Raw genomic sequence first — 22,020 nt, forward strand, 5'->3', positions numbered from 1 at the left:
AAGGAGAGATCAGCCATGGCGGGCATACCCCCCATCGAGCCGTACGCGCTGCCGTCCGCGGACGAACTGCCCGGCAACACCGCCCGGTGGTCCGCCGATCCGGACCGCGCGGTGCTGCTCGTCCACGACATGCAGCGCTACTTCCTGCGCCCGTTCCCCGAGCCGCTGCGCGAGCCGCTGGTGCGCAACGCCGCCCTGCTGCGCGAGCGGGCCGTCGCGACCGGGATGCCGGTGGCGTACACGGCGCAGCCCGGCGGGATGAACGCCGAGGAGCGCGGGCTGCTGAAGGACTTCTGGGGGCCCGGGATGCGGGTCGACCCCGCGGACCGCGAGGTCGTGGAGCCGCTGGCGCCGGGGCCGGACGACCAGGTGTTCACCAAGTGGCGCTACAGCGCGTTCTTCCGCTCCGGTCTGCTGGAGTGGATGCGCGAGCGGGGCCGCGACCAGCTGGTGGTGTGCGGTGTGTACGCGCACGTCGGGGTGCTGATGACCGCCGTCGACGCGTTCACCCATGACATCCAGCCGTTCTTCGTCGCCGACGCGGTCGCCGACTTCTCGGCCGCCTACCACCGGCAGGCGCTGGAGTACGCCGCCGAGCGCTGCGCCGTCGTCACGACCACCGACACCGTCCTCGCCCAGCTGGGAACGCCGACCGCCCGCACCGCCGGAGCCACCGCATGACCGGGACGCCGACCGACCTCCTCGCCGCGGTGCTGGCCGCCGACCCGCCCGCCTACGCCCTGCTGCACCGCCCGGAGAGCGCCGGACCGGAGACCGTGGACGTGCTGCTCGGCCGGATCTCCACCCCGGCGACGCTGGCGGACCTGCCCCTCCCGGACCGGGCTCCGGCCCCGGGCGACGGCCCCCGGCACGACCTGCTGGCCCTCGTCCCGTACCGGCAGATCGCCGAACGCGGCTTCGCGGCGCCGGACGACGGCGAGCCGCTGATCGCGATGAGCGTCACCGACCAGGCCGCCGTCCCCCTCGGCGAGGTCCTGCGCAGGCTCCCCGACCTGCCGCTCGACCTCGCCGGAGGTGACTTCGACGTCGAGGACGAGACGTACGCGGAGACGGTCCGCCGGGTCATCGCGGACGAGATCGGCACCGGTGAGGGCGCCAACTTCGTCATCAAGCGCTCCTTCGTCACCGACATCACCGGCTACACGCCGCGCAGCGCGCTGTCGTTCTTCAAACGCCTGCTGAGCGGCGAATCGGGCGCGTACTGGACGTTCGTCGTGCACACCGGCGAGCGGACGTTCGTCGGCGCGACGCCCGAGCGGCACATCAGCGTCCGGGGCGGCAACGCCGTGATGAACCCGATCAGCGGGACGTACCGCTATCCGCCCGCCGGCCCGAACCTGCCCGGGGTGATGGACTTCCTCTCCGACCGGAAGGAAGCCGACGAGCTGTACATGGTCGTCGACGAAGAGCTGAAGATGATGGCCCGGATCTGCGAGGACGGCGGCCGGGTGGTCGGCCCGTACCTCAAGGAGATGGCCCGGCTCGCGCACACCGAGTACTTCATCGAGGGGCACACCACCCGGGACCCGCGCGCGATCCTGCGGGAGTCGATGTTCGCCCCGACGGTCACCGGCAGCCCGCTGGAGAGCGCCTGCCGGGTCATCGAGCGGTACGAGCCCGAGGGCCGCGGCTACTACAGCGGCGTGGTCGCCCTCATCGGCCGCGACGCCCGGGGCGAGCACGCCCTGGACTCGTCCATCCTCATCCGCACCGCCGACATCGACCGCGGCGGCCGGGTGCGGATCGGCGTGGGCGCGACGCTCGTACGCCACTCCGACCCCGTGTCGGAGGTGGCCGAGACCCGGGCCAAGGCGGCCGGGCTGCTGGCGGCGCTCCAGGAACCCGGACCGGCCGCCGGCCGGCGGCCCGCGGCGGGCGCACCCGGCTTCGACCACCACCCCGAGGTCCGGGCCACGCTGGAGGGCCGGAACACGACCCTCTCCGGCTTCTGGTTCACCGGCCACGCGGAGCGGGCCCGGCTCGTGCCCGAACTCGCGGGCCGGCGGGTCCTCGTGGTGGACGCCGAGGACACCTTCACCTCGATGATCGACCACCAACTCCGTTCGCTGGGACTGGAGGTGACGGTCCGTCGTTTCGACGAGCCGTACGCGTTCGACGGGCACGACCTGGTCGTCATGGGGCCGGGTCCCGGCGATCCGCGGGACAGCTCCCACCCCAAGATCGCCCACCTGCGTACGGCGGTCGACACCCTGCTCGCCGAGCGCCGCCCGTTCCTCGCGGTCTGCCTCAGCCACCAGGTCCTCAGCCTGCGCCTCGGCCTCCCCCTGGCCCGCAGGGACGTGCCCAATCAGGGCGTCCAGCAGGAGATCGACTTCTTCGGCGCCCGCGAACGCGTCGGCTTCTACAACACGTTCGCCGCACGCAGCCCCGAGGACAAGGTCGACTGCGAGGGCGTGGGCGCCGTGGAGGTGAGCCGCGACCCGCTCACCTCCGAGGTGCACGCCCTGCGCGGCCCGCACTTCGCCTCGATGCAGTTCCACGCCGAGTCCCTGCTCACCGAGGACGGCGTACGCCTCTCCGGCGGCCTGCTGCGGGAGGTCCTGGGCGCCCGCCGGTGACGGAGGCATCCCGGTGCCCCGCGCCGCCGGTCGGGCACCACGCCGGTGATGCCCCGCCGTCCGGCCCGGTCGGCGGGACGCCCGTGGCCCCGGCGTCCGGGCGGACACCGGGGCCACGGGGGCTGTGGCAGCGCGGAGGGTCAGCCCGCTGTGCGGGACATCCAGGCCTCGACCTCGTCGGCGGTGCGCGGGAGGCCGGCGGAGAGGTTCTCGTACCCGTCGGCGGTCACGACCAGGTCGTCCTCGATGCGGACGCCGATGCCGCGCCACTCCTCCGGCACGGTGAGGTCGTCCGGCTGGAAGTACAGGCCGGGCTCGACGGTGAGGACCATGCCGGGCTCCAGGACGCCGTCGACGTACTCCTCGTTGCGCGCGTGGGCGCAGTCGTGGACGTCCAGGCCGAGCATGTGGCCGGTGCCGGCCATGGTGAAGCGGCGCTGCAGACCGAGCTCGTACGCGCGCTCGGCGGGGCCCTCGATGAAGCCCCACTCGACCAGCTTCTCCGCGAGGTACCGCTGCGAGGCGACGTGGAAGTCGCGGTACGCGGCGCCCGGCTTGACGGCGTCGAAGCCGGCCTGCTGGGCTTCGTACACCGCGTCGTACACCCTGCGCTGCACGTCGGTGAAGGTGCCGCTGATGGGGAGGGTGCGGGTGACGTCGGCGGTGTAGAGGCTGTGCGTCTCCACGCCGGCGTCGAGCAGGAGCAGCTCGCCGGGGCGCACCGGGCCGTCGTTGGACGTCCAGTGCATGATCGTGGCGTGGTCGCCGGCGGCGGCGATCGTGCCGTAGCCGACGTGGTTGCCCTCCAGGCGGGCGCGCCGGTAGAAGGTGCCCTCGATCCAGCGCTCGGAGGTGGCGATCGCCTTGGAGAGCTCGCGGATGGCGTCGTCGAAGCCGCGCACCGTGGAGTCCACGGCCTTGCGCATCTCGCCGAGCTCCCACGCGTCCTTGACGAGCCGCAGGTCGCTGAGGGCCTCTTCGAGCTCGTCGTCGCGGTCCTCGTCGGTGGTGACGGCGGCCTCGAGGGCCGGGTCGATGCCGCGGACGATACGGGTGGGGACCTCGGTGTCGGCGGCGAGGTCGGCGGTGGCCTGGCGGACGTCGCGACAGGGCAGGCCGAGGACCTTCTCGGACTCGGCGAGGGAGCGGCGGCGGCCCATCCACAGCTCGGCGGTGTAGCCGATCCAGAACTCGTCGGTGTCCCTGCTGTCGCGCGGCAGGGTGTAGAGGGCGGCGTCGTGGCCGCCGTCCGCGCGCGGTTCGAGGACGAGGGCGCAGTCGCGGGCCTGGTCGCCGGTCATGTGGACGTAGCCGGTGTACGGGCGGAAGGGGAAGGTGTCGTCGTTGGAGCGCACCTTGAGGTTGCCCGACGGGATCACCAGGCGCTCGCCCGGGAAGAGCGCGGAGAGCGCCGCACGGCGGCGGGCCGCGTACGGGGACTGCTCGGCGAGTTCGAGGTCGTGCCGCTCGGTGTCGGCCCAGCCCGTGCGCATCAGCGCGGACAGTTCCTCGGAGACCCCGTCGTACAGACCGTTCTTCCGCCCCTTGGCCACGATGTGCCCCTTCTTCGCTGTGGGTGTCGCGCGGGTGTGCCGGCGAGTGCGGGGCAGGGCGCGCCCCGCCCCCGTTCGCCGGGACGCGCCCGCTGCCGCCGTCGCTCGGCGTCGTCCTGGACGGTAGCGCCCGGCGACGCCCGTGGGGGCCACACAGTGCCAGTGGCACCGATCGGCCACTTCGGGTGCCGGAGGGCCGATAATGAGGGGCATGACGAACGCGAGACTCGGCGAGGCGCTCCGGCTGCTCGGCATCGACGAGACGGCGGTGCGGGTCTATCTGACCCTCCTGGAGCGGGCGCCCGCCCCGCTGGGCGAGATCGGGAGCGCGGCCGGGCTGGACGGCGAGGCGCTGGCCGCCGCCTACGACGCGCTGGTGGAGGCGGGTCTGGCGAGTGCCGCCGAGGCGGCCGGGGACGTGGTGGCCCCGGTGCCGCCGGCCGCGGGCCTGGAGATCCTGGCGCGGCACCGGGCGGCGGAGCTGGAGGAGTCGCGGATCGCCGTCGGCGGCGCGTTCGACTCGTTCCGGCGGCACCGGCTGGCCGCGTACAACGACGATCTCGTGGAGGTCGTCACCGGCGAGGCGATCGGGCGCCGGATGCGGCACGCCTGGGCGAGCGCCCGCGAGCAGATCCGGCAGTTCGAGTCGCCGCCGTACGTCCCGCTGACGGGTGCCACGGAGGACTCGCTGGCCACGCTGGCGCGGGGGGTGCGGCAGCGGGTCGTGTACGCGCGGGAGTCGCTGGAGCATCCGGGGCATCTGAAGGACGTCATAGAGCCGTGCGTCGAGGCCGGGGAGCAGGCCCGGGTGCTGCCGTCGGTGCCGGTGAAGCTGCTGATCATCGACGAGGCGTACGCGCTGGTGTCGCTGTCCATCAAGGAGGCGGACGTCGTCAACACGATGCTGGTCGTGCAGCCGTGCGGGCTGCTCTCCGCGCTGGTGGCGCTGTTCGAGCAGTCCTGGCAGAACGCGCTGCCGCTGCACGGCGGCACGGCCCGCCCGGGCGGCCTCGCGCCGGGCGACCGGCGGCTGCTGCGGCTCCTGGCGGGCGGGGCGAGCGACGAGGTGATCGCCCGCGAGCTGGGGATCAGCCGCCGCACCTTCTTCCGGCGGCTGCAGATCCTGATGGCCCGGCTGGGCGCGGCGAACCGCTTCCAGATGGCACTCCAGGCGCAGCGCTCCGGCTGGCTGTGACCCGGCGCCGCCCGGCCGGAGGCTCCGGCCGGGCGGGACGTTCCGGACTAGCCCTCCGCGGCGGCGTCCTGCTTGAGGACCCAGCGGGTCAGCGCCACGCGGCTGGACAGGCCCAGCTTGGAGAAGATGTGGCGCAGGTGGCTGTCCACGGTGTGCGGCGAGAGGAAGAGGCGGGCCGCCACCTCCCGGTTGGTGAGGCCCTCGGCGACCAGCCGGGCGACCTTGATCTCGGACCGGGTCAGCTGGCTCCAGGCGAGCGAGGCCAGCTGCGGCGGGCCCGCCGCCGTACGGGCCACCAGGGGCCGGCCGAGCCGTTCGGAGACCCGGTCGGCGTCCATCCGCAGGCCCGCCGTCGTGAACAGGTCGTACGCCTCGCGGATCAGGTCCGTCGCCTCGTGCCGGTGCCCGGTGTGCTGCATCGCCGCGCCCAGGTCCTCCAGGGCCTCGGCGCGCAGCGGGGTGCGCGGGCTGTCCTGGTACGCCTCGACGGCGGCCCGCAGCATCGCCGGGTCCCCTTCGAGCAGGCCGCGGGTGTGGGTGTCGGCGGCGGCCAGCGACACGAAGCCCGGGTTGCGGCGGGACAGTCCGCTGATGGCGTCCGCGACGACGCTGGCGATGTCCCGGGCGCCGGTGCGCAGCGCCAGCCGCACCACGCGCGGGGCGGCGCCCGGCTCCTGGGTGAACAGGAGCACCCGGCCGGGCAGCCCGTCCAGCAGGGGCTTCAGCGCCTCCAGTGCCTGTTCGGGGCGGCCTTCGGCCTCCAGGAGCAGGGCCGTGCACCAGGCGAGGTCCTCGACGCGGGAGCCGATGCCGTCCGCGTCGAGGCGGCGGGCGCACTCCAGGCGGGTGCGGGCCGTCTCCAGGTCGCCGGAGCAGAGCGCGAGCCGGGAGAGGGTGGCGAGCAGGGGCACGCCCATGGCCATGGTGGTGAGCTGTTCGGCCATGCGCAGTCCGGCCTCGGCCTCGGCGACGGCGTCGTCGACCAGGCCGCGGGCCAGCCACAGTTCTGCCCGGTGGTAGTGCCACAGCGGCTGCGACCAGGCGGTGCCGAAGCGGTGCGCCTCGCGCTGGCCGTACTCGTAGACCGCGGCGGCCTCCGTGAAGCGGTCGGCCGCCGCCATCGCGGAGCCCAGCCAGAGGCGCGGGTGGAGCTGCGCCGCCTCGCCGCCGTACTCGTCGGCGATCTGCACCGCCTCGCCGGCCAGGGTGATGGCGCCGGAGATGTCGCCGGAGGACTGGGCGGCGATGCTCTGGGCGGCGATGCCCAGGGCCATCGACGGGTACTCCGCCGCGCTGCGGGCGAGCAGGACCGCCTGGTCCGCCGAGACGGCCGCGTCGCGCAGTCCGCCCGCGTTGAGCAGGGCGTGGGCCTGGATGGCGAGCACCCGCGCGCGGACCGGGTCGGCGACGCTGGGCAGGGCGAGCGCCCGCTCGGTGTAGCGGACGGCCGCCACGTCCTGGCCGCCGTGCTTGAGCGCCGAGGCCAGTCCGTACAGCAGCATGGCCTCGGTCTCGGGGTGCATGCCGATCTTGAGCGCGGACTCGCCGAGTTCCTGCGCCTCGGAGAGCCGGCCGACGGTGGAGAGCAGGCCGACCGCCTCCGCGGCGAGCCGCGGCCGGACCGGGTGGTCGTCGCCGATCGCCTTCAGGGTGCGCAGGGCCAGGTCGGCGGCGGTGCTGGGAGAGGTCCGGGCGAGCTGGGTGATGGTGGTGCGCAGGGCGTCCACGGTCTGGCTGTTCCAGTGCGAGCTGCCGCGGATGAGGTGCTCGGCGATCTCGCTGGCCGGGCGGTTCTCCGCGCGCAGCACGGTGACCGCCTCGCGGTGCAGCACCTTGCGGACGGGCCCGGGGATGGCGCTCAGCACGGACTCGCGGATGAGGTCGTGGCGGAAGGCCAGCTCGGTGCCGGTCTCCATGAGGGCGTCCTGCTGCATCGCCTCCTCGGCTGCGGCCACCAGTTCGACGGCTCTGCGGCCCCACAGGCCCGCCGCCTCGTGCACGGTGAAGGGGCGTCCGAGTACCGCGCCCGCTTCCAGTAATCGGTGGGCGTCCTGCGAGAGGCTCTGCAAGTGCCGCTGGACCGCGTCGACGAAGCCGGCGGAGAGGTCGGCGCCGATGGGCCGGTCGCCGAAGCCGGGCAGGCCGTCGACGGCCGGCAGCGGTCCGCCGCCGGCGCGCTGCCCGCTCAGCAGCTCCTCCAGGAGGAAGGGGTTGCCGCCGCTGCGGCGGGCGAGGGCGAGGAGGTCCCGGTCGGGTTCCGTGCCGAGGATCTCCCGGCACAGGGCGTTCACGGCGGCGTCGTCGAGGGGGTGCAGGTCGAGACGTTCGACGCCTTCCTGGAGGAGCAGTTCCACGGCACTGCGGCCCGGCGAACGGGACGGCGCGGTGCGGCAGGCGAGCAGCCACAGGACGGGCGAGGAGGTGAGCGAGGGGACCAGCAGGCGCAGGGCGAGCGCGGTGAGCTCGTCGGCCCACTGGACGTTGTCGAGGGTGATGAGCAGCGGCCGTTCGGCCACGTAGCGCTCCAGCCGGTCGCCCAGCTGGTCGATGAGCCAGAAGCGGTTGGAGGCCGGGTCGCCCAGCTGGTCGAAGTTGTCGACGACGAGGGGGCAGCTGTTCCTCAGGGCGCCGAGCAGGGTGCTCAGAGGGGCGACGTGGTCCAGTTTGGTGGCGCGTCCGGTGGCCGTCGCCATGCCCAGTTCGGTGGCGTACTCGCTGGCCGCGGCGAGGAGTCGGCTCTTGCCGATTCCGGGTGAACCTTCAATAATCAGACACTCGCCGACGCCGGCCATGGTGTTGTCGAGCGCTGTGCGGATGCGGGCCAGTTCGGCGTCTCTGCCGACCATGCGTCCCACGGGCATATGCGTGTCCTCCCCCAACTCACGCACCACTTCTCATGGATGCACCCAGGACGCTTCGTGAGCTGCGTCACTCACTCCGCGCCGCCATCGTCGCACACGGCGTCAGGCTACTGATCGAACCTCTGAACGGCGACCGGGCGGTTCACCCCTTGATCAACTCGATACCACGGGATGACTTGGGCATGACCGATCCTCGCACCTGTGGCGCGATCGGATCGCGGTGATTTCACGCCGATCCCGTGAAGCCGTCGGGCGCCGGAACACCGGCGCCTGGCCCCGGAAGAACTCGCGTCGCACGCCGGAGGCCTGACGGACCGGCGAATCGGGCCCGGAGGCCCTGACTCCGGCAGGAAACAATCGCGCCGTCGGGGACCGGAATCCATCAGGTCCCCGACGGACGAAAGCGGCCAGCGGAGCGATTCGGACGCTCTACTAAGGCGGTTCGTACATGTGTTGAACACACTACGAATCAACTTAGGACACGCTCCGGGCCGTGACGACACAGGCGCCGCGCCGGCGCGGACACCGCCTCAGAAACAGCTGTCGATCAACCTCAGCCCCTGCTCCGGGCTGAGCCGGGGATCACACAGCGTCGTATAGCGCCGCGTCAACTCCCCCTCGCTCGTGACCGTGCCGCCGACACACTCGGTGACCGGCTCCCCCGCCGCCTCCAGATGGACACCGCCCGCGGGCACGCCCTGTGCCTCCAGCGTCCGCAGGAAGATCCGCACCTCCTCGACGAGCGTGTCGAGATGCCGGGTCTTCAGGCCATTGGCGGCGGTGACCGTGTTGCCGTGCATCGGGTCGCAGAGCCAGACCGCCGGGTGCCCGGCCTCCCGTACCGCGGCGACGAGCCCGGGCAGCGCCTCCGCCGCCCGGTCCCGGCCCATGCGCGCGATCAGGACGAGCCGGCCCGGCGTGCGCTCCGGGTCCAGGAGCCCGCACAGGCGCCGCAGCGCGGCGGGGTCCGCCGTCGGGCCGACCTTGCAGCCGACCGGATTGGCGAGGGTCGCGAGCATCCGCACATGGACGGAATCGGGATCCCGGGTGCGCTCCCCGATCCACGGCAGATGGGTGGAGGCCAGGTACGTCCCGAGGCGCGGGTCCTCGCGCAGCAGGCCCGCCTCGTAGTCGACGACCAGCGCCTCGTGGCTGGACCACGGCCCGAGCGAGGGACCCCGGTGACCCGCGGCCTCCTCGGCCGCCGCCCGCGCGGACCGGTGCTCGTCCACCTGGCCCAGGACCCGGGACGCCGCCTGGTAGGCCCAGAGCATGCGGCGCGGATCGGGCTGCCTGGCCGCCCGGCTGGGCACCTCGGAGTTGACCAGGTGCCCGCGGAACGAGGGCAGCATCCGGTCCTGGTACCGCTCCACCGGCTTCGACCGGGGCTTGGCGTACTGCCCCCCGATCCGGCCGATCCTCAGCACCGGGCGGCCGGTGCGGCCGCCGATCGCCTCGGCGAACCGGTCCAGCATGTCGAGCCGGGCGCCGATCGCCTCGGGGTTGCACTCATAGAAGCTCTCGGCGCAGTCGCCCGCCTGCACGACCAGCCATTCACCGAGCGCGGCCTTCGCGAGGGCGGCCCGCAGCCGCACCAGGTCCTCGGGCCGGACCAGGGCGGGCGCCGAGGTCAGGGCCTCCATGGCGGCCGGGTACGCCGGGTGGTCGCGCCACTGCGGGTTCTGCGCCGCGGGCTGGGCGGTCCAGCGCTGGAGGTCGGCGTGGGCCGCGGTGGACGGGGCGGTGGCCATGGCTGACTCACTCATCGGCGTCACGGGCGTCCTCGGCGGGCCAGCCCTGGTGGGAGGTCGGAAGGGCGGAGGCCGCGCACAGGGCCCCGGCCAGCGCGGACTGGACCTGCGCGTACTTGACGGCCGACGCGTCGTCGGCCTGCCCCGGTACGGTGTGGAAGCCGCCGTGCCGACGGTCGGCCAGCCGGTCGATCGCCGCCCGGGAGACGGCCGTCGCCCCGCAGTCGTCGTGGCCACGGGAGCGGAGCACCGCCCCGGCGAGCAGGAGATGCGCGGCGTCACCGCCGCTGATCCCCACCCCGCCGCCCTGGGACGTGAAGTGACGGACCGTCATGGCCATGGTCCGGTGCGCGGCGTCGACGTGTTCCGCCGAGTCGAGCAGCCGCGCGGCATGGGCCAGGGCGAGCGCGATCCTCGGTTCGCCCCCGGGGGTGGGAAGTTCGCGCGCCGCTTGGCCCAAAGTCGTCGCCATGCGCGGGAGTTGCTCGGTGTCCACGTCGGACTCGCCGAGCGCGTCGGCGATGGCCAGCGCGCGCAGGGCGGCGGCCGCGGTGAGCGGGGAGGGCGTGTCGTCGTCGGTCCGCTTCCAGTCCTCGCTGAGCGCGCCGGGGAAGGCGCCGTCCCGGCAGGTGCTCAGGCAGCGGTTGAGCAGGTCGACGGCCCGGACCCGGGCGACCGGGTCGCCGGTGTACCGGCTGCCGACGAGCAGCGCGGTGGCCGCGTGGAACTGGTGGCGCAGGGTGCGGGCGCGGCCCTCGGGCCGGACCCGCCAGGACCGGTCCGCCACCTCGGAGAAGCCGGGGCGGCCGTCCCGGTCGAGCAGGGCTTCCAGGCCCTGGAGCGCGATCGGCAGCTCCTCCGGCGCGTTGTCGGCCAGGGCGAGCACGGCCGCGGACTGGTCGGTCAGGTGCTTGTGGCCGGTGATCGGGCTGCCTCCGGCCGCGGGGGCGGCCCGGTGCACGCCGCCCTCCCGTCGGTCCAGGAGGTGGCGGGCCAGCCAGCGCATGGCGGAGTGGCGGAGGAGTTCCGGCTGGGAGGGCCGACGGCCGGGCGGCCGTTCGGTGCGGTCGAATGCGGTCTGGGGCATGGGGGTTCCTCGTCGTCCTCGTCCGTGGGCAAGGGGTTCCGGGGGTGTGCCAGGGTTCAGGTGGTCTTCCAGAGTTCGGCGGGTGATCCGGGTATCGGAGGGATCCGGGGATCCGGGGATCCGGGGATCCGGGGATCCGGGGGTTGCGGGGATGTTCCGCGGGCGTCGGCTCAGACGGCCACGGGGGCCACAGGGGCCAGGACTCCGCACAGCAACTCGCTGAGGATCCCGGGCCCGTGCTCGGTGAGCACGGACTCGGGGTGGAACTGCACCGTCGCGAAGCCGGGGCCGCGCATCGCGTGGACCTGGCCGGTGACGGGGTCGCGGCTCACCTCGACCGGCCGGGACAGGCCGGGGAGTTCGAAGCTGTCCGCCGCGGAGACCGCGGCGAAGGTGTTGTAGAAGCCGACCAGCTCCTCCCCCCACGGCAGCCGCACCGGCAGCTGCACGCCCTGGTTGGGCCGGTCCCGGCGCACCAGGTCGAGGCCGAGGACCCCCGACACCACCTGGTGCCCGAGGCAGACCCCGAGGAAGGGGACGTCCTTGGCGAGCAGGCGGCGGACCGCCCGGCGCAGCGTCGCGATCTTCGGATCGGCCAGGTCCCGGGGGTCGCCGGGGCCGGGTCCGACCACGGCGAAGTCGTACGCGGTGGGGTCGGGGTGGTCCCGCCAGGAGCGCACCTCGACGCGGCAGCCGAGCGCCTCCATCTGGCGGGCCAGCATGGCGGTGAAGGTGTCCTCGGCCTCGATCACCAGGCCGCGCCGCTCCGCGAGCTCCGGCGGCCGGTGCGCCCCGCCCCGCCCCGGCTCCAGCCAGAACCGGGCGAGCGAACGGTTGCGCTCGCCCAGCAGCGCGCGGACCTCGGGGTGCTCCCCGAGGCGTACGGGGGCGGTCCGGGCGGCCGGAACCACCGGCTCGGCACCCACCGGCTCGGCACCCATCAGCTCGGTACCCACCAGCTCGGCACCCACCGACTCGGCACCCACCGGGCGCGCCGCGCGGCCGGCCTCCGCCACCACTCCCGCCTCTCTCTCCCCTCTCTCCTCTCTCTCCTCTTCCTCCTCGTCCACCCCGAAGGCCGCGAGGAGCCCCGCCGCCTTCGCGCGGGTCTCGGCGGCCTCGGCGGCCGGGTCGGAGAGACGGACCAGGGTGGCACCGACGCCGAGCCGCAGCCGGCGTTCGGCGTCGACCTCGGCGGTGCGGATCACGATCGCCGAGTCCAGCGCCACCTCGCCCGAGGCGTCCCGGCCGATCAGCGCGGCCACGCCGCTGTAATAGCCGCGCCCGCCGCGCTCGTGCCGGGCGATGACCCGGCAGGCGTTCTCCAGCGGGCTGCCGGTGACGGTCGGCGCGAACAGGCTGCCGCGCAGGATGGCGTCGACACCGGCCCGGGTGCGCCCCTCGATGAGGTACTCGGTGTGCGCGAGCCGGGCCATCTCCTTGAGGTACGGGCCGTGGGCGATGCCGCCGTCCGGGCAGAACCCGGCGATCATCTTCAGCTCCTCGTCCACGACCATCAGGAGCTCGTCGGCTTCCTTCCGGTCGCGGAGGAACGCGGCCAGGTCGCCGAGTTCGGGTCCGGCCGGCGGATAGCGGTAGGTGCCGCTGATGGGGTTCATGACGGCGGTGCCGGCGTCCACGCTGATGTGCCGTTCCGGGGTGGCCCCGAGCATCATGTGGTCCCCGGTGTACACCAGGAACACCCAGTACGCGCCCTGGCTCTGGGCGAGCAGGCGGCGGTAGACGGACAGGGCCTGCTCCGGCCCGAAGCCGGGGAGGTCCGCCGTGAAGGTGCGGTGGATGACGAAGTTGGCGCCCTCGCCCGAGCCGATCTCCTGCTTGATCACGTCGCGGACGATCGCCTCGTACTCCTGGTCGTCCAGGTCGAATCCGGCGTCGCGCAGCTCGACGGGGGTGCGCGGCAGGCGTCGCACCAGTTCGTCGACGCCGACGGTCCCCTGCCTGCGTACCGTCAGGGTGCGGATCGGTGCGTGGTCGTCCTGGCACACGAAGCCGCGTTCGGTGATCTGGCGGTACGGGATGAGGGCCAGCACCTGGTGGCGGGGCCCGTCCGTGGCGTCGGCGGCGCCCTCCGGGTCGCCCGACTCCGTTCCGGTGAGCGGGAGTTCGGAGAGCAGGCCGGCGGTCCCGGGGTCGCCGAGCAGGATCTCCACCCGGTCGCCGGTGCGCTCCGGCCGGTAGAGGAGGGCGAACGCCTCCGGTACGGGCGTTCCGGCGAAGTCCGCCGGGCCGTCCCCGGCATGCCCGGCGTCTCCGGCCGGCCGGGCGGCCCGGGCGAGCAGCAGGTCGAGGAGCTCGCTCATGCCCCGACCGCCTTCGCGCGGCCGAGCACGAGGTCGAGCAGGGCCGAGCCGTCCTCCGGGAGGCGGTCGCCGCGCCAGGCGGCGTGCTGATCGGGCCGTACGAGGACCAGGTCGGCGCCCCACACCGTACGGACCGCGGCACCGTCGGCGCCGTCGAGGGTCAGGTGCTCCAGGGGCACGCCCTGTTCGGCGGCGCGCTTGGCGAGCGGGGCGCCGGCGCCCGTGCCGGAGAGGTCGACGAGGGTGAGGCCGGGGCCGAAGCGGTCGAAGAGCTCGGTCCCGTCGGCCAGTCGGAGCGCGGGCACCCGGCCGCCGGGCCACACCTGGGGGGTGATGCCCGTCCACTCCCAGCGCGGGGCGGGCCCCGGCTCGGCGGCGATGACCCGGGAGCGGTGGTAGCGGTGCCCGAAGTGGATGCCGGAGTTGTCGACCTGGTACGACTCGCGCTCCAGGAAGCCGGCCAGCTGCTCGCGGGAGGCGCCGTCGCGGGCGAGCTGTCCGAAGCGCCGCCAGACCTCCAGGAGGTTGCTGGACATCTCCTTGTTGAACAGGGCGACCGGGCGCCGCTCGTCCTCGTAGCTGTCGAGGAGGGCCTCGCCGCCCCAGCCTGCGAGGCGGGCGGCCAGCTTCCAGCCGATGTCCACGGCGTCCGCGATGCCGGTGTTCGCCCCGTGCCCGCCGAAGGGGTAGAACTGGTGGGCCGAGTCGCCGGCCAGGAAGACCCGGCCCTCGCGGTAGCGGTCGGTGACGGCGAGGGTGCCGGTCCAGTGGCTGACCGTGAGCACCTCGTCCACGGTGAAGTCCTCGCCCAGCTTCTCGCACATCGCGGCGACCGGGTCGCCCTCGAAGCGGGTGCCGTCGGGTATCTGGAACGAGGCGGTCCACAGTTCGCCCTCGTCCCGGGAGACCAGGGTGATGCCCCGGGCGCTGGTGGTGATGAACGCGCGCCCGTGGCGCCGCAGCAGCGGGTCGGAGCTGCGGAAGTAGACCGAACAGCGGCTGCTGGAGGGGCCGCTGACGGGCTGGTCGACGCCGAGCGCGCGGCGCACCGCGCTGCCCCCGCCGTCGCAGCCGACCAGGTACTCCACCCGGAGCTCACGACTCCGGCCGGCCGGCGCCTCGCCGCGGTCGGCGAGGGTGACGGTGACCCCGTCCGCGTCCTGCGTCAGGGCGGTGACCTCGACGCTCTCCTCGAAGTCCACGAGCGGGTGCTCCCGCAGCGCCTGGCGGAGCACGTCCTCCAGGAGCGAGCCCGTGATCCGCAGATAGGGCTCGGCCGCTCCGGTGCCGTCCGCGGCGGCGGCGTAGCGCTCGGCCTGGGCCCGCGGGGAGGGCTGGCGCCAGACCGCGACCGGCGGCTCGTCCAGGCCCGTCAGGAAGACGAAGTCCGCGTCGAACCCGGCGGGCACCGCGCCTTCCCTGATGCGGTCGGCGAGGCCGAGCCTGCGCAGCAACTCCATGCTGCGGGCGTTGATGTAGTCCATCTTGGGGAACAGCGGCGGAGCGGCGGCCCGGTCGACCACCCTGCTCCGTACGCCGTGCCTGGCCAGTTCCAGCGAGAGGATCGCGCCCGCCGGTCCCGCGCCGGCCACCAGCACGCGCGCCTCGTCCCCCGTGCGGCTCCGCAGCTCTTGCACACCCACGTCGGACGGCTCCTTCGGCTCCTGCACGGCCCCCTTGGACACGCGACGTTGCCACCATCCTCACGGGGCGTCCGGTGCCCGGGGATCACGACTTCGCGTGATCCCCGTGATCTCGCGCCGTCACGCCATTCCCCGGATATCCCGTGAAACGGCGATGACCGAAACCTTGTGCTGGACCAGGCTGACCCTCGCCGCTCGAACAGATGGGTGAGGCCGCCTTCGGGGTCACAGCGACCGGAAGGCATCTGACATTTCGACAGACAGCCGACAGCCGACATTCGACAGAAACAGCCGACGGGGGCTCCTGACATGGGCGTGCTGGTTCAGAAATACGGTGGCAGCTCCTTGGCCAGCACGGAGCGCCTCGACGCGGTGGCCGCGAGAATCGCCGAGACACACCGCCGTGGAGCGTCGACCGTCGTCGTCGTGTCCGCCCGGGGCGGCGCCACCGACGAGCTCCTCGCACAGGCGGCCGCCGCCGGCGGCGGCGACATCGGTACGGAGCACCTGCGCGAGACCGATCAGCTCCTCGCGACCGGGGAGTGCGCCTCGGCCGCGCTGCTGGCCCTGACACTGCTGCGGCTGGGGGTGCCCGCGGTCTCGCTGACCGGGGCCCAGGCGGGCATCGCGGTGGTCGGGAAGCCGGGCTCCGCCATCGTCGACCGGATCGACACCACCCGGATCAACGAGCACCTGGACCAGGGCAGCGTCACCGTGGTCACGGGCTTCCAGGGCCACAACGCGCACGGGGACACCGTGACGCTCGGCCGGGGCGGCTCGGACACCAGCGCCGTCGCCGTGGCGGCCGCCCTGAAGGCACAGCGCTGCGAGATCTACACCGACGTCGACGGGGTCTACAGCGCGGACCCCACCCATGTCCCCGACGCCCGCAAACTCCCGTTCGTCCACGCCTCGATGATGGCGGAGATGGCGTTCGCGGGGGCGAAGGTCCTCCACCCACGGGCGGTGGAGCTCGCCGCGCTGCACGGGGTCGAGCTGCATGTCCGTACCTCGCTCGGAACTCAGGAGGGAACCGTTGTCGGACAAGGAGAGGAAGAGGGGAGCGAGATGACCTCGCTGGAAACGGGGGGCGCGGTCGTCGCCGTCACGTCGGACCCCGATGTGGCAAGGGTCCTGGTGCACGCCCGGGGACGCAGTGATCTGGCGGCCGAGGTGCTGTCGATCCTCGCCCGGCACGCCGTGCCGATGGATCTGGTGGCCCGTTCGGGTCCCCACGAGGAAGAGTTCCGGATGGGGTTCACCATCCGCAGGAGCCACGTGCCCGAGGTCGGGCCCGCGCTGGACAAGGCGGTCGCCGTGCACGGCGGCGAGGTCCGGGTGGACTCGGACGTGGCCAAGGTCTCGCTGATCGGCATGGGGCTGCTCAACCGGCCCGAGTACGTGGCCCGGATGACCGCGGCGCTCGCCGCCGCCGGCATCGCGACGAGCTGGGTGTCCTCCTCCCAGCTGCGTGCCTCGGTCACCGTGCCCGCGGACCGTCGCGTGCAGGCGCTGTGCCTGCTGCACAAGGAGTTCGACCTGTCCGGAGCCGGTACCGAGCAGACCGTGGCGCTCTGAGCCACCAGTTGGGGAGGTCAGTCGTGTCAGTCAACTATTCCGCGCGCAGTCTGCGCTTGCGGCGTCTGTTCCGTCACCGCGACCAGAGACTCATGGTCGTGCCGCTGGACCACTCGATCGCGGACGGCCCGCTGACCGCGCGGGGCGGACTCGACGCCCTGGTCGGGCAGTTGGTCGGCAACGGGGTGGACGCGGTGGTCCTGCACAAGGGCAGCCTGCGCCATGTGCGGACCGACCGGTTCACCGGGATGTCGCTGATCATGCACCTGAGCGCCAGCACGGCCCACGCTCCGGACCCGGACGCCAAGTACCTGGTCACCGGGGTCGAGGAGGCCCTGCGGCAGGGCGCCGACGCGGTCAGCGTCCACGTCAACCTCGGCTCCCGGGACGAGCGGCAGCAGATCGCCGACCTCGGCGCGGTGGCCGACGTGTGCGACCGCTGGAACGTGCCGCTGCTCGCGATGATGTACCCGCGCGGCCCCAAGATCAGCAACCCGCGCGACCCCGAGCTGGTCGTGCACACCGCGACGCTCGCCGCCGACCTCGGCGCCGACATCGTCAAGACCCTCTACACCGGCTCTCCCGACGAGATGGCCGACATCGTCGAGGCCTGCCCCATCCCCGTGATCGTCGCCGGCGGGGTCCGGGTGGACGCCGAGGACCAGGTCCTGGACTTCGTGGGCGACGCGATCCGCGGCGGTGCCGCCGGGGTCGCCATGGGCCGCAACGTCTTCCAGGCGCCCGACCCCGGGGCGATGGCCCGCAAGATCTCGCAGATCGTGCACAGCACGAGCGAGGGCCCGGGCGCGCACTCCGCCCGCCGGGAGGCCTTCGTCTCCGGCGCCGTCTAGCCGTCCAGCTGTCCGGCCGTCCGGCCGGGGCGGACCGCCGTCCGCCGGCCGCCGCTGCTCAACCGGAACCCGTTTACGTGTGACATATAAGGAGCCGTACCCGTGAAGCTCACCTGGATCGACGTCCGCTCGCTGAAGAACGCCAAGAAGGCCGTCATCGAAGAGGCCGTGCACCAGCGGATCGACGGTGTCGTCAGCTCCAGCCTGTCGGACCTCAAAGGCCTGCCGCCGACCGTGAAGAAGGTCTTCCTCCCGCAGGGGAAGGAACTCCCGGCGGAGTTCGGGCCCGCCGACGTGGTGATCCTGTCCGACCGTCAGGGCGACGCGGCCGAGCTGGCCAAGGCGCACCCGACGATCGAGTTCGGGCGTTTCGTGGAGATCGTCGACGCCGACACGCTGGAGGACGCCTGCGTGGCCTCCCGCGAGGAGAAGTGGGCGCTGCTGCTCTTCCGCGACCCCACCAAGATCCCGCTGGAGATCGTGCTGGCCGCCGCGGCCAAGGCCGAGGGCAGCATCATCACCGTGGCCCAGGACGTGGAGGAGGCCACCATCATCTTCGGTGTCCTGGAGCACGGCTCCGACGGCGTGATGATGGCCCCGAAGACGGTCGGCGACGCCACCGCGCTGAAGGCCGCCGCCGAGGTCCAGCCGGCCGAACTCCAGCTGACCGAGCTGGAGGTGGTGCGCACCGAGCACATCGGCATGGGCGAGCGTGCCTGTGTCGACACCTGCTCGCACTTCCGCGAGGACGAGGGCATCCTGGTCGGTTCGCACTCCAAGGGCATGATCCTGTGCGTCAGCGAGACGCACCCGCTGCCCTACATGCCGACCCGCCCGTTCCGTGTCAACGCCGGCGCGATCATGTCGTACACGATCTCCGGCGAGAACGACCGCACCAACTACCTGAGCGAGCTGAAGGCCGGCAGCAAGGTCCTGGCGGTCGACGTCAAGGGCCAGACCCGGGTGGTCACGGTCGGCCGGGTGAAGATCGAGTCGCGTCCGCTGATCTCGATCGACGCGGTCGCGCCCGACGGGCGGAGCGCCAACCTGATCCTCCAGGACGACTGGCACGTCCGGGTCCTCGGCCCCGGCGGCACGGTGCTCAACAGCACCGAGCTGAAGCCCGGCGACAAGGTGCTCGGCTACCTGCCGACCGCCGACCGGCACGTCGGCTACGCGATCGACGAGTTCTGCATCGAGAAGTAGGGACACGTCCTGATGGAGCGGCAGCCCGTATTCGACTTCCACGCCAGGCTGCCCGGTGCCCCCGGCGCCCTCGACCGTCTGCTGTCCGTGATGGACGGCAGCGGTATCGGGCGCGCCGGGGTCGCGGCGGGCGGTGTGGTCGATCTGGACGTCCTCGCCCGCCAGTTGATCGAGGGCGGGCATGTGACCTCGGACCCGGACAACGCCGGTGTACGGGACGCCGCGCGGGCCTCGGGCGGCCGGCTGACGCCGTTCTGGTTCGGCAACCCGCACGGCGGGACCGCCGACTACCGGGCGAACGGCGCGCGGTTCGCCGCCCTGGAGCTCTCCCCGGCGGTGCACGGCGTCCCCCTGGACGATCCGCGCACCGCCGCCTTCCTCGATCTGGCCGCGGAGTTCGGGCATCCCGTCTACGTGGTGTGCGTCGACCGGGCGGGCTGCCGGGTGTCGGACCTCGCCGCGCAGGCGGCGAAGCGCCCGGAGACCGTGTTCGTGCTCGGCCATCTCGGCATCGGGCTGATCGACACCTACGGGATCAGCCTGGTGGAGCCCGTCCCGAACGTGGTCGTGGAGACGTCCGGGGCGTTCGGCTTCACCGTCCGGGTCGCGATCGAGCGGCTCGGGGCCGAGCGGGTGCTCTTCTCCGCCGAGCACCCGCTCCAGCATCCCTCGGTGGAGCTGGCCAAGTACCAGGCCCTCGGGCTTCCGCAACCGCTGCTGCACCAGGTGCTGTGGCAGAACGCCCACCGGATTCTCGGACTGGAGTCACCATGAGCCGGCAGTTCTCGGAGCGCCTTCCCCAACTGGGCGACTGGCGCGATCAGGAGCAGCTCCGCAAGATGCAGGACGAGCAGCTGCGCGAGACGCTCGTCTGGGCCCGGAACTCGCCCTTCTACCAAGGCCGTTTCGGTGGCGGGCCGGCGCCCGCCTCGCGCGCCGACTTCGAGGGGCTGGCCCTGACCGGCAAGCAGGACCTGAGGGACGCCTATCCGTTCGGCATGCTGGCCGTGCCGAAGGGCGAACTGGCCACCTACCACGAGTCCAGCGGCACGGCGGGCAGCCCGACCGCCTCGTACTACACCGAGCGCGACTGGACCGATCTGGCCGAGCGGTACGCCCGCAAGTGGGTCGGCATCGGGCCGGACGACACGTTCCTGGTCCGCACCCCGTACGCGCTGATGATCACCGGTCATCTGGCGCAGGCGGCGGCGCGGCTCAAGGGCGCCACGGTGGTCCCCGGCGACAACCGTTCGCTGGCGATGCCGTACTCGCGCGTGCTGCGGGTGCTGCACGACCTGGAGGTCAGCCTCACCTGGTCGATGCCCACGGAGATCCTGCTGTGGGCGGCGGCCGCGCGGGCCGCCGGGCTGGTCCCGGACCGCGACTTCCCGGCCCTGCGGGCGGTGTTCGTCGGCGGGGAGCCGCTCAGCCCGGCGCGGCGCGCCCGGATCAGCGAGATCTGGGGCGTCCCCGTGGTCGAGGAGTACGGCTCCACGGAGACCGGCAGCCTGGCCGGCGAGTGCCCGGAGGGGCACCTGCACCTGTGGGCGGACCGGGCGGTCTTCGAGGTGTACGACCCCGGGACCGGCACGCTGTCCGCCGAAGGCGCCGGGCAGCTGGTGGTCACCCCGCTGTACCGCCAGGCCATGCCGCTGCTGCGGTACAACCTGGAGGACAACGTCGAGGTCTCCGACGAGCCCTGCGCGTGCGGCTGGCAGTTGCCGACGGTGCGGGTGCTCGGGCGTTCCTCGTTCGGCCACCGGGTCGGCTCCGCGACCGTCACCCAGGCGCGCCTGGAGGAGCTGGTCTTCGGTCTGCCGGTCGAGCACGGTGTCATGTTCTGGCGGGCCCGTGCCCGCGCCGATCTGCTGGAGCTGGAGGTCGAGGTGGCCCCCGAGCACCGGGAGGCCGCCCGCACCGCGCTGGCGGCGGCGATCGAGGCCGAGTACGGGCCCGTCCCCGCGCGGATCGACGGGGTGCCGCCCGGCTCGCTGGTGCCGTTGGAGGCCCTCACGGGCGTCCACGACGTGGTGAAGCCGCGCAGCCTCTTCGGGCCGGACGAGGACTGGAGCAAGGCGCTCCTCTACTACTGAACCACTTCCGCACGTCCGTCAGACATCGGGTCCCGGCTGTCACGGGCGGCACGGGAGGCATGAAAGGAGAGCAGCGCATGGCGGAGGTACCCCCAAGAATCGCCATTGTCGGCGCTGGTATCGCCGGGGTCGCGCTCGCGGTGGCCCTGTCCAAGCGTGGTCTCACCTGCGACGTGTTCGAACGCACCCGGCACCTGCGTGAGATCGGCGCCGGGATCCAGATCTCGCCCAACGGTTCGCGGCTGCTGCTGGCCCTCGGGATCGGCCGCAGCCTGGACCGGACCGGTGTGCGGCCGGAGTCGATCGACGTACGCAACTGGGCCGACGGCGGAACGCTGGCCCGGACCGTCCTCGGCGAGGCCTGTACGGACATGTACGGGGCGCCCTACCTGGCCCTGCACCGGGCCGGGCTGCACAGCGCCCTGGTGGAGCAACTCCCGGAGTCCGCCCTGCACCTGGGCATGGAGTGCGTGGAGATCGACGAGCTGGACGACGAGGTGGTGCTGCGGTTCGCCGACGGCTTCGAGTTCCGGGCGGATGTCGTCATCGGTGCCGACGGCATCCGCTCGGCCATCCGCGGGCGGACCGTCGGCGACGAGCCGCGGTTCTCCGGGCAGTCGATCTACCGGGCCGTCGTCCCGGCGGCGGCCTGGCCGGCGGCGGAACGGCCGCACGTCTCCATCTGGATGGGACCCGGCCAGCACTGCGTGGCCTACCCGATCTCGGGCGGCCGCTCTGTCAGCATCGCCGCGACCGCCCCGGCGGGCGAGTGGCGGCGGGAGTCCTGGTCGGCCGAGGGCTCCCCGCAGGAGCTGCTCGACGCCTACGCGGGCTGGGCGCCGGAGCTGGTGTCGCTGCTGTCCGCCGCGCAGAGCGTGACGCGCTGGGCGCTGTACGACCGCGACCCGGTGGAGAAGTGGAGCACCGACCGGGTGACCCTGATCGGCGACGCCGCGCACCCGATGCTGCCCTTCGGGGCCCAGGGTGCCGCGTTGGGCCTGGAGGACGCGCTGGCCCTGGCCGTCTGCCTCAAGGACGCCACCGCCAAGACGGTCCCCGACGCGCTGCGCCGCTACGAGGGGCTGCGCAGGCCGCGCGCCGAGCAGGTCCACCGCTTCATCCGGGAGAACGAGCGCAACCACCACGTCGAGGACGGCGACCGGCAGCGCGAGCGGGACGCCGCCATGGACACGGACTTCGGGCTGCGCCAACGGGCCTGGCTGTTCGGGTACGACGCCGTCGCCGAGGCGGCCGAGGCCACCGTTCAGGAGTAAGCGA

Annotated in this window: 15 protein-coding genes; 9 read left to right on the forward strand and 6 right to left on the reverse strand. The window is 73.2% G+C overall.

What is annotated here, in order from left to right:
- The first annotated feature begins 15 nt into the window (after nt 1–15).
- Both ACZ3ZE_RS13390 and ACZ3ZE_RS13395 read left to right on the forward strand, forming a co-directional pair.
- The gene (locus tag ACZ3ZE_RS13390; protein WP_361173974.1) at nt 16–681 is read left to right on the forward strand and encodes an isochorismatase family protein; all 666 of its coding nucleotides are present in this window, start codon (nt 16–18) and stop codon (nt 679–681) included.
- On the forward strand, nt 678–2,600 hold the full coding sequence (locus ACZ3ZE_RS13395; RefSeq protein ID WP_467259056.1) for an anthranilate synthase family protein: 1,923 nt from the start codon (nt 678–680) through the stop codon (nt 2,598–2,600). The genes ACZ3ZE_RS13390 and ACZ3ZE_RS13395 overlap by 4 nt, the downstream gene beginning before the upstream one ends.
- Nucleotides 2,601–2,740: 140 nt before the next feature.
- Here ACZ3ZE_RS13395 and ACZ3ZE_RS13400 read toward each other — a convergent pair whose 3' ends face one another.
- Nucleotides 2,741–4,153 carry an aminopeptidase P family protein gene (locus tag ACZ3ZE_RS13400; protein ID WP_361173968.1) on the reverse strand — a complete coding sequence of 471 codons (1,413 nt, stop codon included), beginning with the start codon at nt 4,151–4,153 and terminating at the stop codon, nt 2,741–2,743.
- A 211-nt stretch (nt 4,154–4,364) separates the two neighbouring features.
- On the opposite strand from ACZ3ZE_RS13400, the gene ACZ3ZE_RS13405 reads away from it, so the two are divergent.
- Nucleotides 4,365–5,348: a helix-turn-helix transcriptional regulator gene (locus tag ACZ3ZE_RS13405; protein ID WP_361173965.1), complete on the forward strand. Its 984-nt coding sequence runs from the start codon at nt 4,365–4,367 to the stop codon at nt 5,346–5,348.
- A gap of 47 nt (nt 5,349–5,395) precedes the next feature.
- Here ACZ3ZE_RS13405 and ACZ3ZE_RS13410 read toward each other — a convergent pair whose 3' ends face one another.
- The 5 genes from ACZ3ZE_RS13410 to ACZ3ZE_RS13430 all read right to left on the reverse strand — a co-directional run bounded on the left by ACZ3ZE_RS13410 (nt 5,396) and on the right by ACZ3ZE_RS13430 (nt 15,014).
- Entirely contained in the window at nt 5,396–8,209 is a 2,814-nt protein-coding gene (locus tag ACZ3ZE_RS13410) for a helix-turn-helix transcriptional regulator (protein WP_361625107.1), read from the reverse strand.
- Nucleotides 8,210–8,739: 530 nt separating this feature from the next.
- On the reverse strand, nt 8,740–9,975 hold the full coding sequence (locus ACZ3ZE_RS13415) for a 3-deoxy-7-phosphoheptulonate synthase (protein ID WP_467259059.1): 1,236 nt from the start codon (nt 9,973–9,975) through the stop codon (nt 8,740–8,742).
- On the reverse strand, nt 9,968–11,047 hold the full coding sequence (locus ACZ3ZE_RS13420) for a hypothetical protein (protein WP_467259062.1): 1,080 nt from the start codon (nt 11,045–11,047) through the stop codon (nt 9,968–9,970). The genes ACZ3ZE_RS13415 and ACZ3ZE_RS13420 overlap by 8 nt, the downstream gene beginning before the upstream one ends.
- Nucleotides 11,048–11,217: 170 nt before the next feature.
- Nucleotides 11,218–13,371, reverse strand: coding sequence for an anthranilate synthase family protein (locus ACZ3ZE_RS13425; protein WP_467259065.1), 2,154 nt, complete (start codon nt 13,369–13,371; stop codon nt 11,218–11,220).
- Nucleotides 13,368–15,014 (reverse strand): FAD-dependent monooxygenase, encoded by a 1,647-nt coding sequence (locus ACZ3ZE_RS13430; protein ID WP_361173950.1) that lies wholly within the window; start codon nt 15,012–15,014, stop codon nt 13,368–13,370. Before ACZ3ZE_RS13430 ends, ACZ3ZE_RS13425 begins: the two co-directional genes overlap by 4 nt.
- 309 nt (nt 15,015–15,323) lie before the next feature.
- Between ACZ3ZE_RS13430 and ACZ3ZE_RS13435 the strand changes: the two genes are divergently transcribed.
- The 6 genes from ACZ3ZE_RS13435 to ACZ3ZE_RS13460 all read left to right on the forward strand — a co-directional run bounded on the left by ACZ3ZE_RS13435 (nt 15,324) and on the right by ACZ3ZE_RS13460 (nt 22,016).
- Nucleotides 15,324–16,592, forward strand: coding sequence for an aspartate kinase (locus ACZ3ZE_RS13435; RefSeq protein WP_361173947.1), 1,269 nt, complete (start codon nt 15,324–15,326; stop codon nt 16,590–16,592).
- A 92-nt stretch (nt 16,593–16,684) separates the two neighbouring features.
- On the forward strand, nt 16,685–17,443 hold the full coding sequence (locus ACZ3ZE_RS13440) for a 2-amino-3,7-dideoxy-D-threo-hept-6-ulosonate synthase (protein WP_467259068.1): 759 nt from the start codon (nt 16,685–16,687) through the stop codon (nt 17,441–17,443).
- A gap of 102 nt (nt 17,444–17,545) precedes the next feature.
- Nucleotides 17,546–18,649: a 3-dehydroquinate synthase II gene (locus ACZ3ZE_RS13445; protein WP_361173941.1), complete on the forward strand. Its 1,104-nt coding sequence runs from the start codon at nt 17,546–17,548 to the stop codon at nt 18,647–18,649.
- Nucleotides 18,650–18,661: 12 nt separating this feature from the next.
- Nucleotides 18,662–19,423, forward strand: a complete 762-nt coding sequence (locus tag ACZ3ZE_RS13450; RefSeq protein ID WP_361625098.1) for an amidohydrolase family protein — start codon at nt 18,662–18,664, stop codon at nt 19,421–19,423.
- Nucleotides 19,420–20,742, forward strand: a complete 1,323-nt coding sequence (locus tag ACZ3ZE_RS13455) for a phenylacetate--CoA ligase family protein (RefSeq protein WP_361173935.1) — start codon at nt 19,420–19,422, stop codon at nt 20,740–20,742. Before ACZ3ZE_RS13450 ends, ACZ3ZE_RS13455 begins: the two co-directional genes overlap by 4 nt.
- Before the next feature lie 77 nt (nt 20,743–20,819).
- On the forward strand, nt 20,820–22,016 hold the full coding sequence (locus ACZ3ZE_RS13460) for an FAD-dependent monooxygenase (protein WP_361173932.1): 1,197 nt from the start codon (nt 20,820–20,822) through the stop codon (nt 22,014–22,016).
- Nucleotides 22,017–22,020: the final 4 nt, after the last annotated feature.

The organism is Streptomyces sp. NPDC023157 (assembly GCF_055560575.1).

Excerpts from the sequence above, each read along its gene's own strand:
- ACZ3ZE_RS13390 (WP_361173974.1), top strand. The coding sequence starts at position 16 with ATGGCGGGCATACCCCCCATCGAGCCGTACGCGCTGCCGTCCGCGGAC.
- ACZ3ZE_RS13395 (WP_467259056.1), top strand. The coding sequence starts at position 678 with ATGACCGGGACGCCGACCGACCTCCTCGCCGCGGTGCTGGCCGCCGAC.
- ACZ3ZE_RS13405 (WP_361173965.1), top strand. The coding sequence starts at position 4,365 with ATGACGAACGCGAGACTCGGCGAGGCGCTCCGGCTGCTCGGCATCGAC.
- ACZ3ZE_RS13410 (WP_361625107.1), bottom strand. The coding sequence starts at position 8,209 with ATGCCCGTGGGACGCATGGTCGGCAGAGACGCCGAACTGGCCCGCATC.
- ACZ3ZE_RS13415 (WP_467259059.1), bottom strand. The coding sequence starts at position 9,975 with ATGAGTGAGTCAGCCATGGCCACCGCCCCGTCCACCGCGGCCCACGCC.
- ACZ3ZE_RS13420 (WP_467259062.1), bottom strand. The coding sequence starts at position 11,047 with ATGCCCCAGACCGCATTCGACCGCACCGAACGGCCGCCCGGCCGTCGG.
- ACZ3ZE_RS13425 (WP_467259065.1), bottom strand. The coding sequence starts at position 13,371 with ATGAGCGAGCTCCTCGACCTGCTGCTCGCCCGGGCCGCCCGGCCGGCC.
- ACZ3ZE_RS13435 (WP_361173947.1), top strand. The coding sequence starts at position 15,324 with ATGGGCGTGCTGGTTCAGAAATACGGTGGCAGCTCCTTGGCCAGCACG.
- ACZ3ZE_RS13440 (WP_467259068.1), top strand. The coding sequence starts at position 16,685 with ATGGTCGTGCCGCTGGACCACTCGATCGCGGACGGCCCGCTGACCGCG.
- ACZ3ZE_RS13450 (WP_361625098.1), top strand. The coding sequence starts at position 18,662 with ATGGAGCGGCAGCCCGTATTCGACTTCCACGCCAGGCTGCCCGGTGCC.
- ACZ3ZE_RS13455 (WP_361173935.1), top strand. The coding sequence starts at position 19,420 with ATGAGCCGGCAGTTCTCGGAGCGCCTTCCCCAACTGGGCGACTGGCGC.
- ACZ3ZE_RS13460 (WP_361173932.1), top strand. The coding sequence starts at position 20,820 with ATGGCGGAGGTACCCCCAAGAATCGCCATTGTCGGCGCTGGTATCGCC.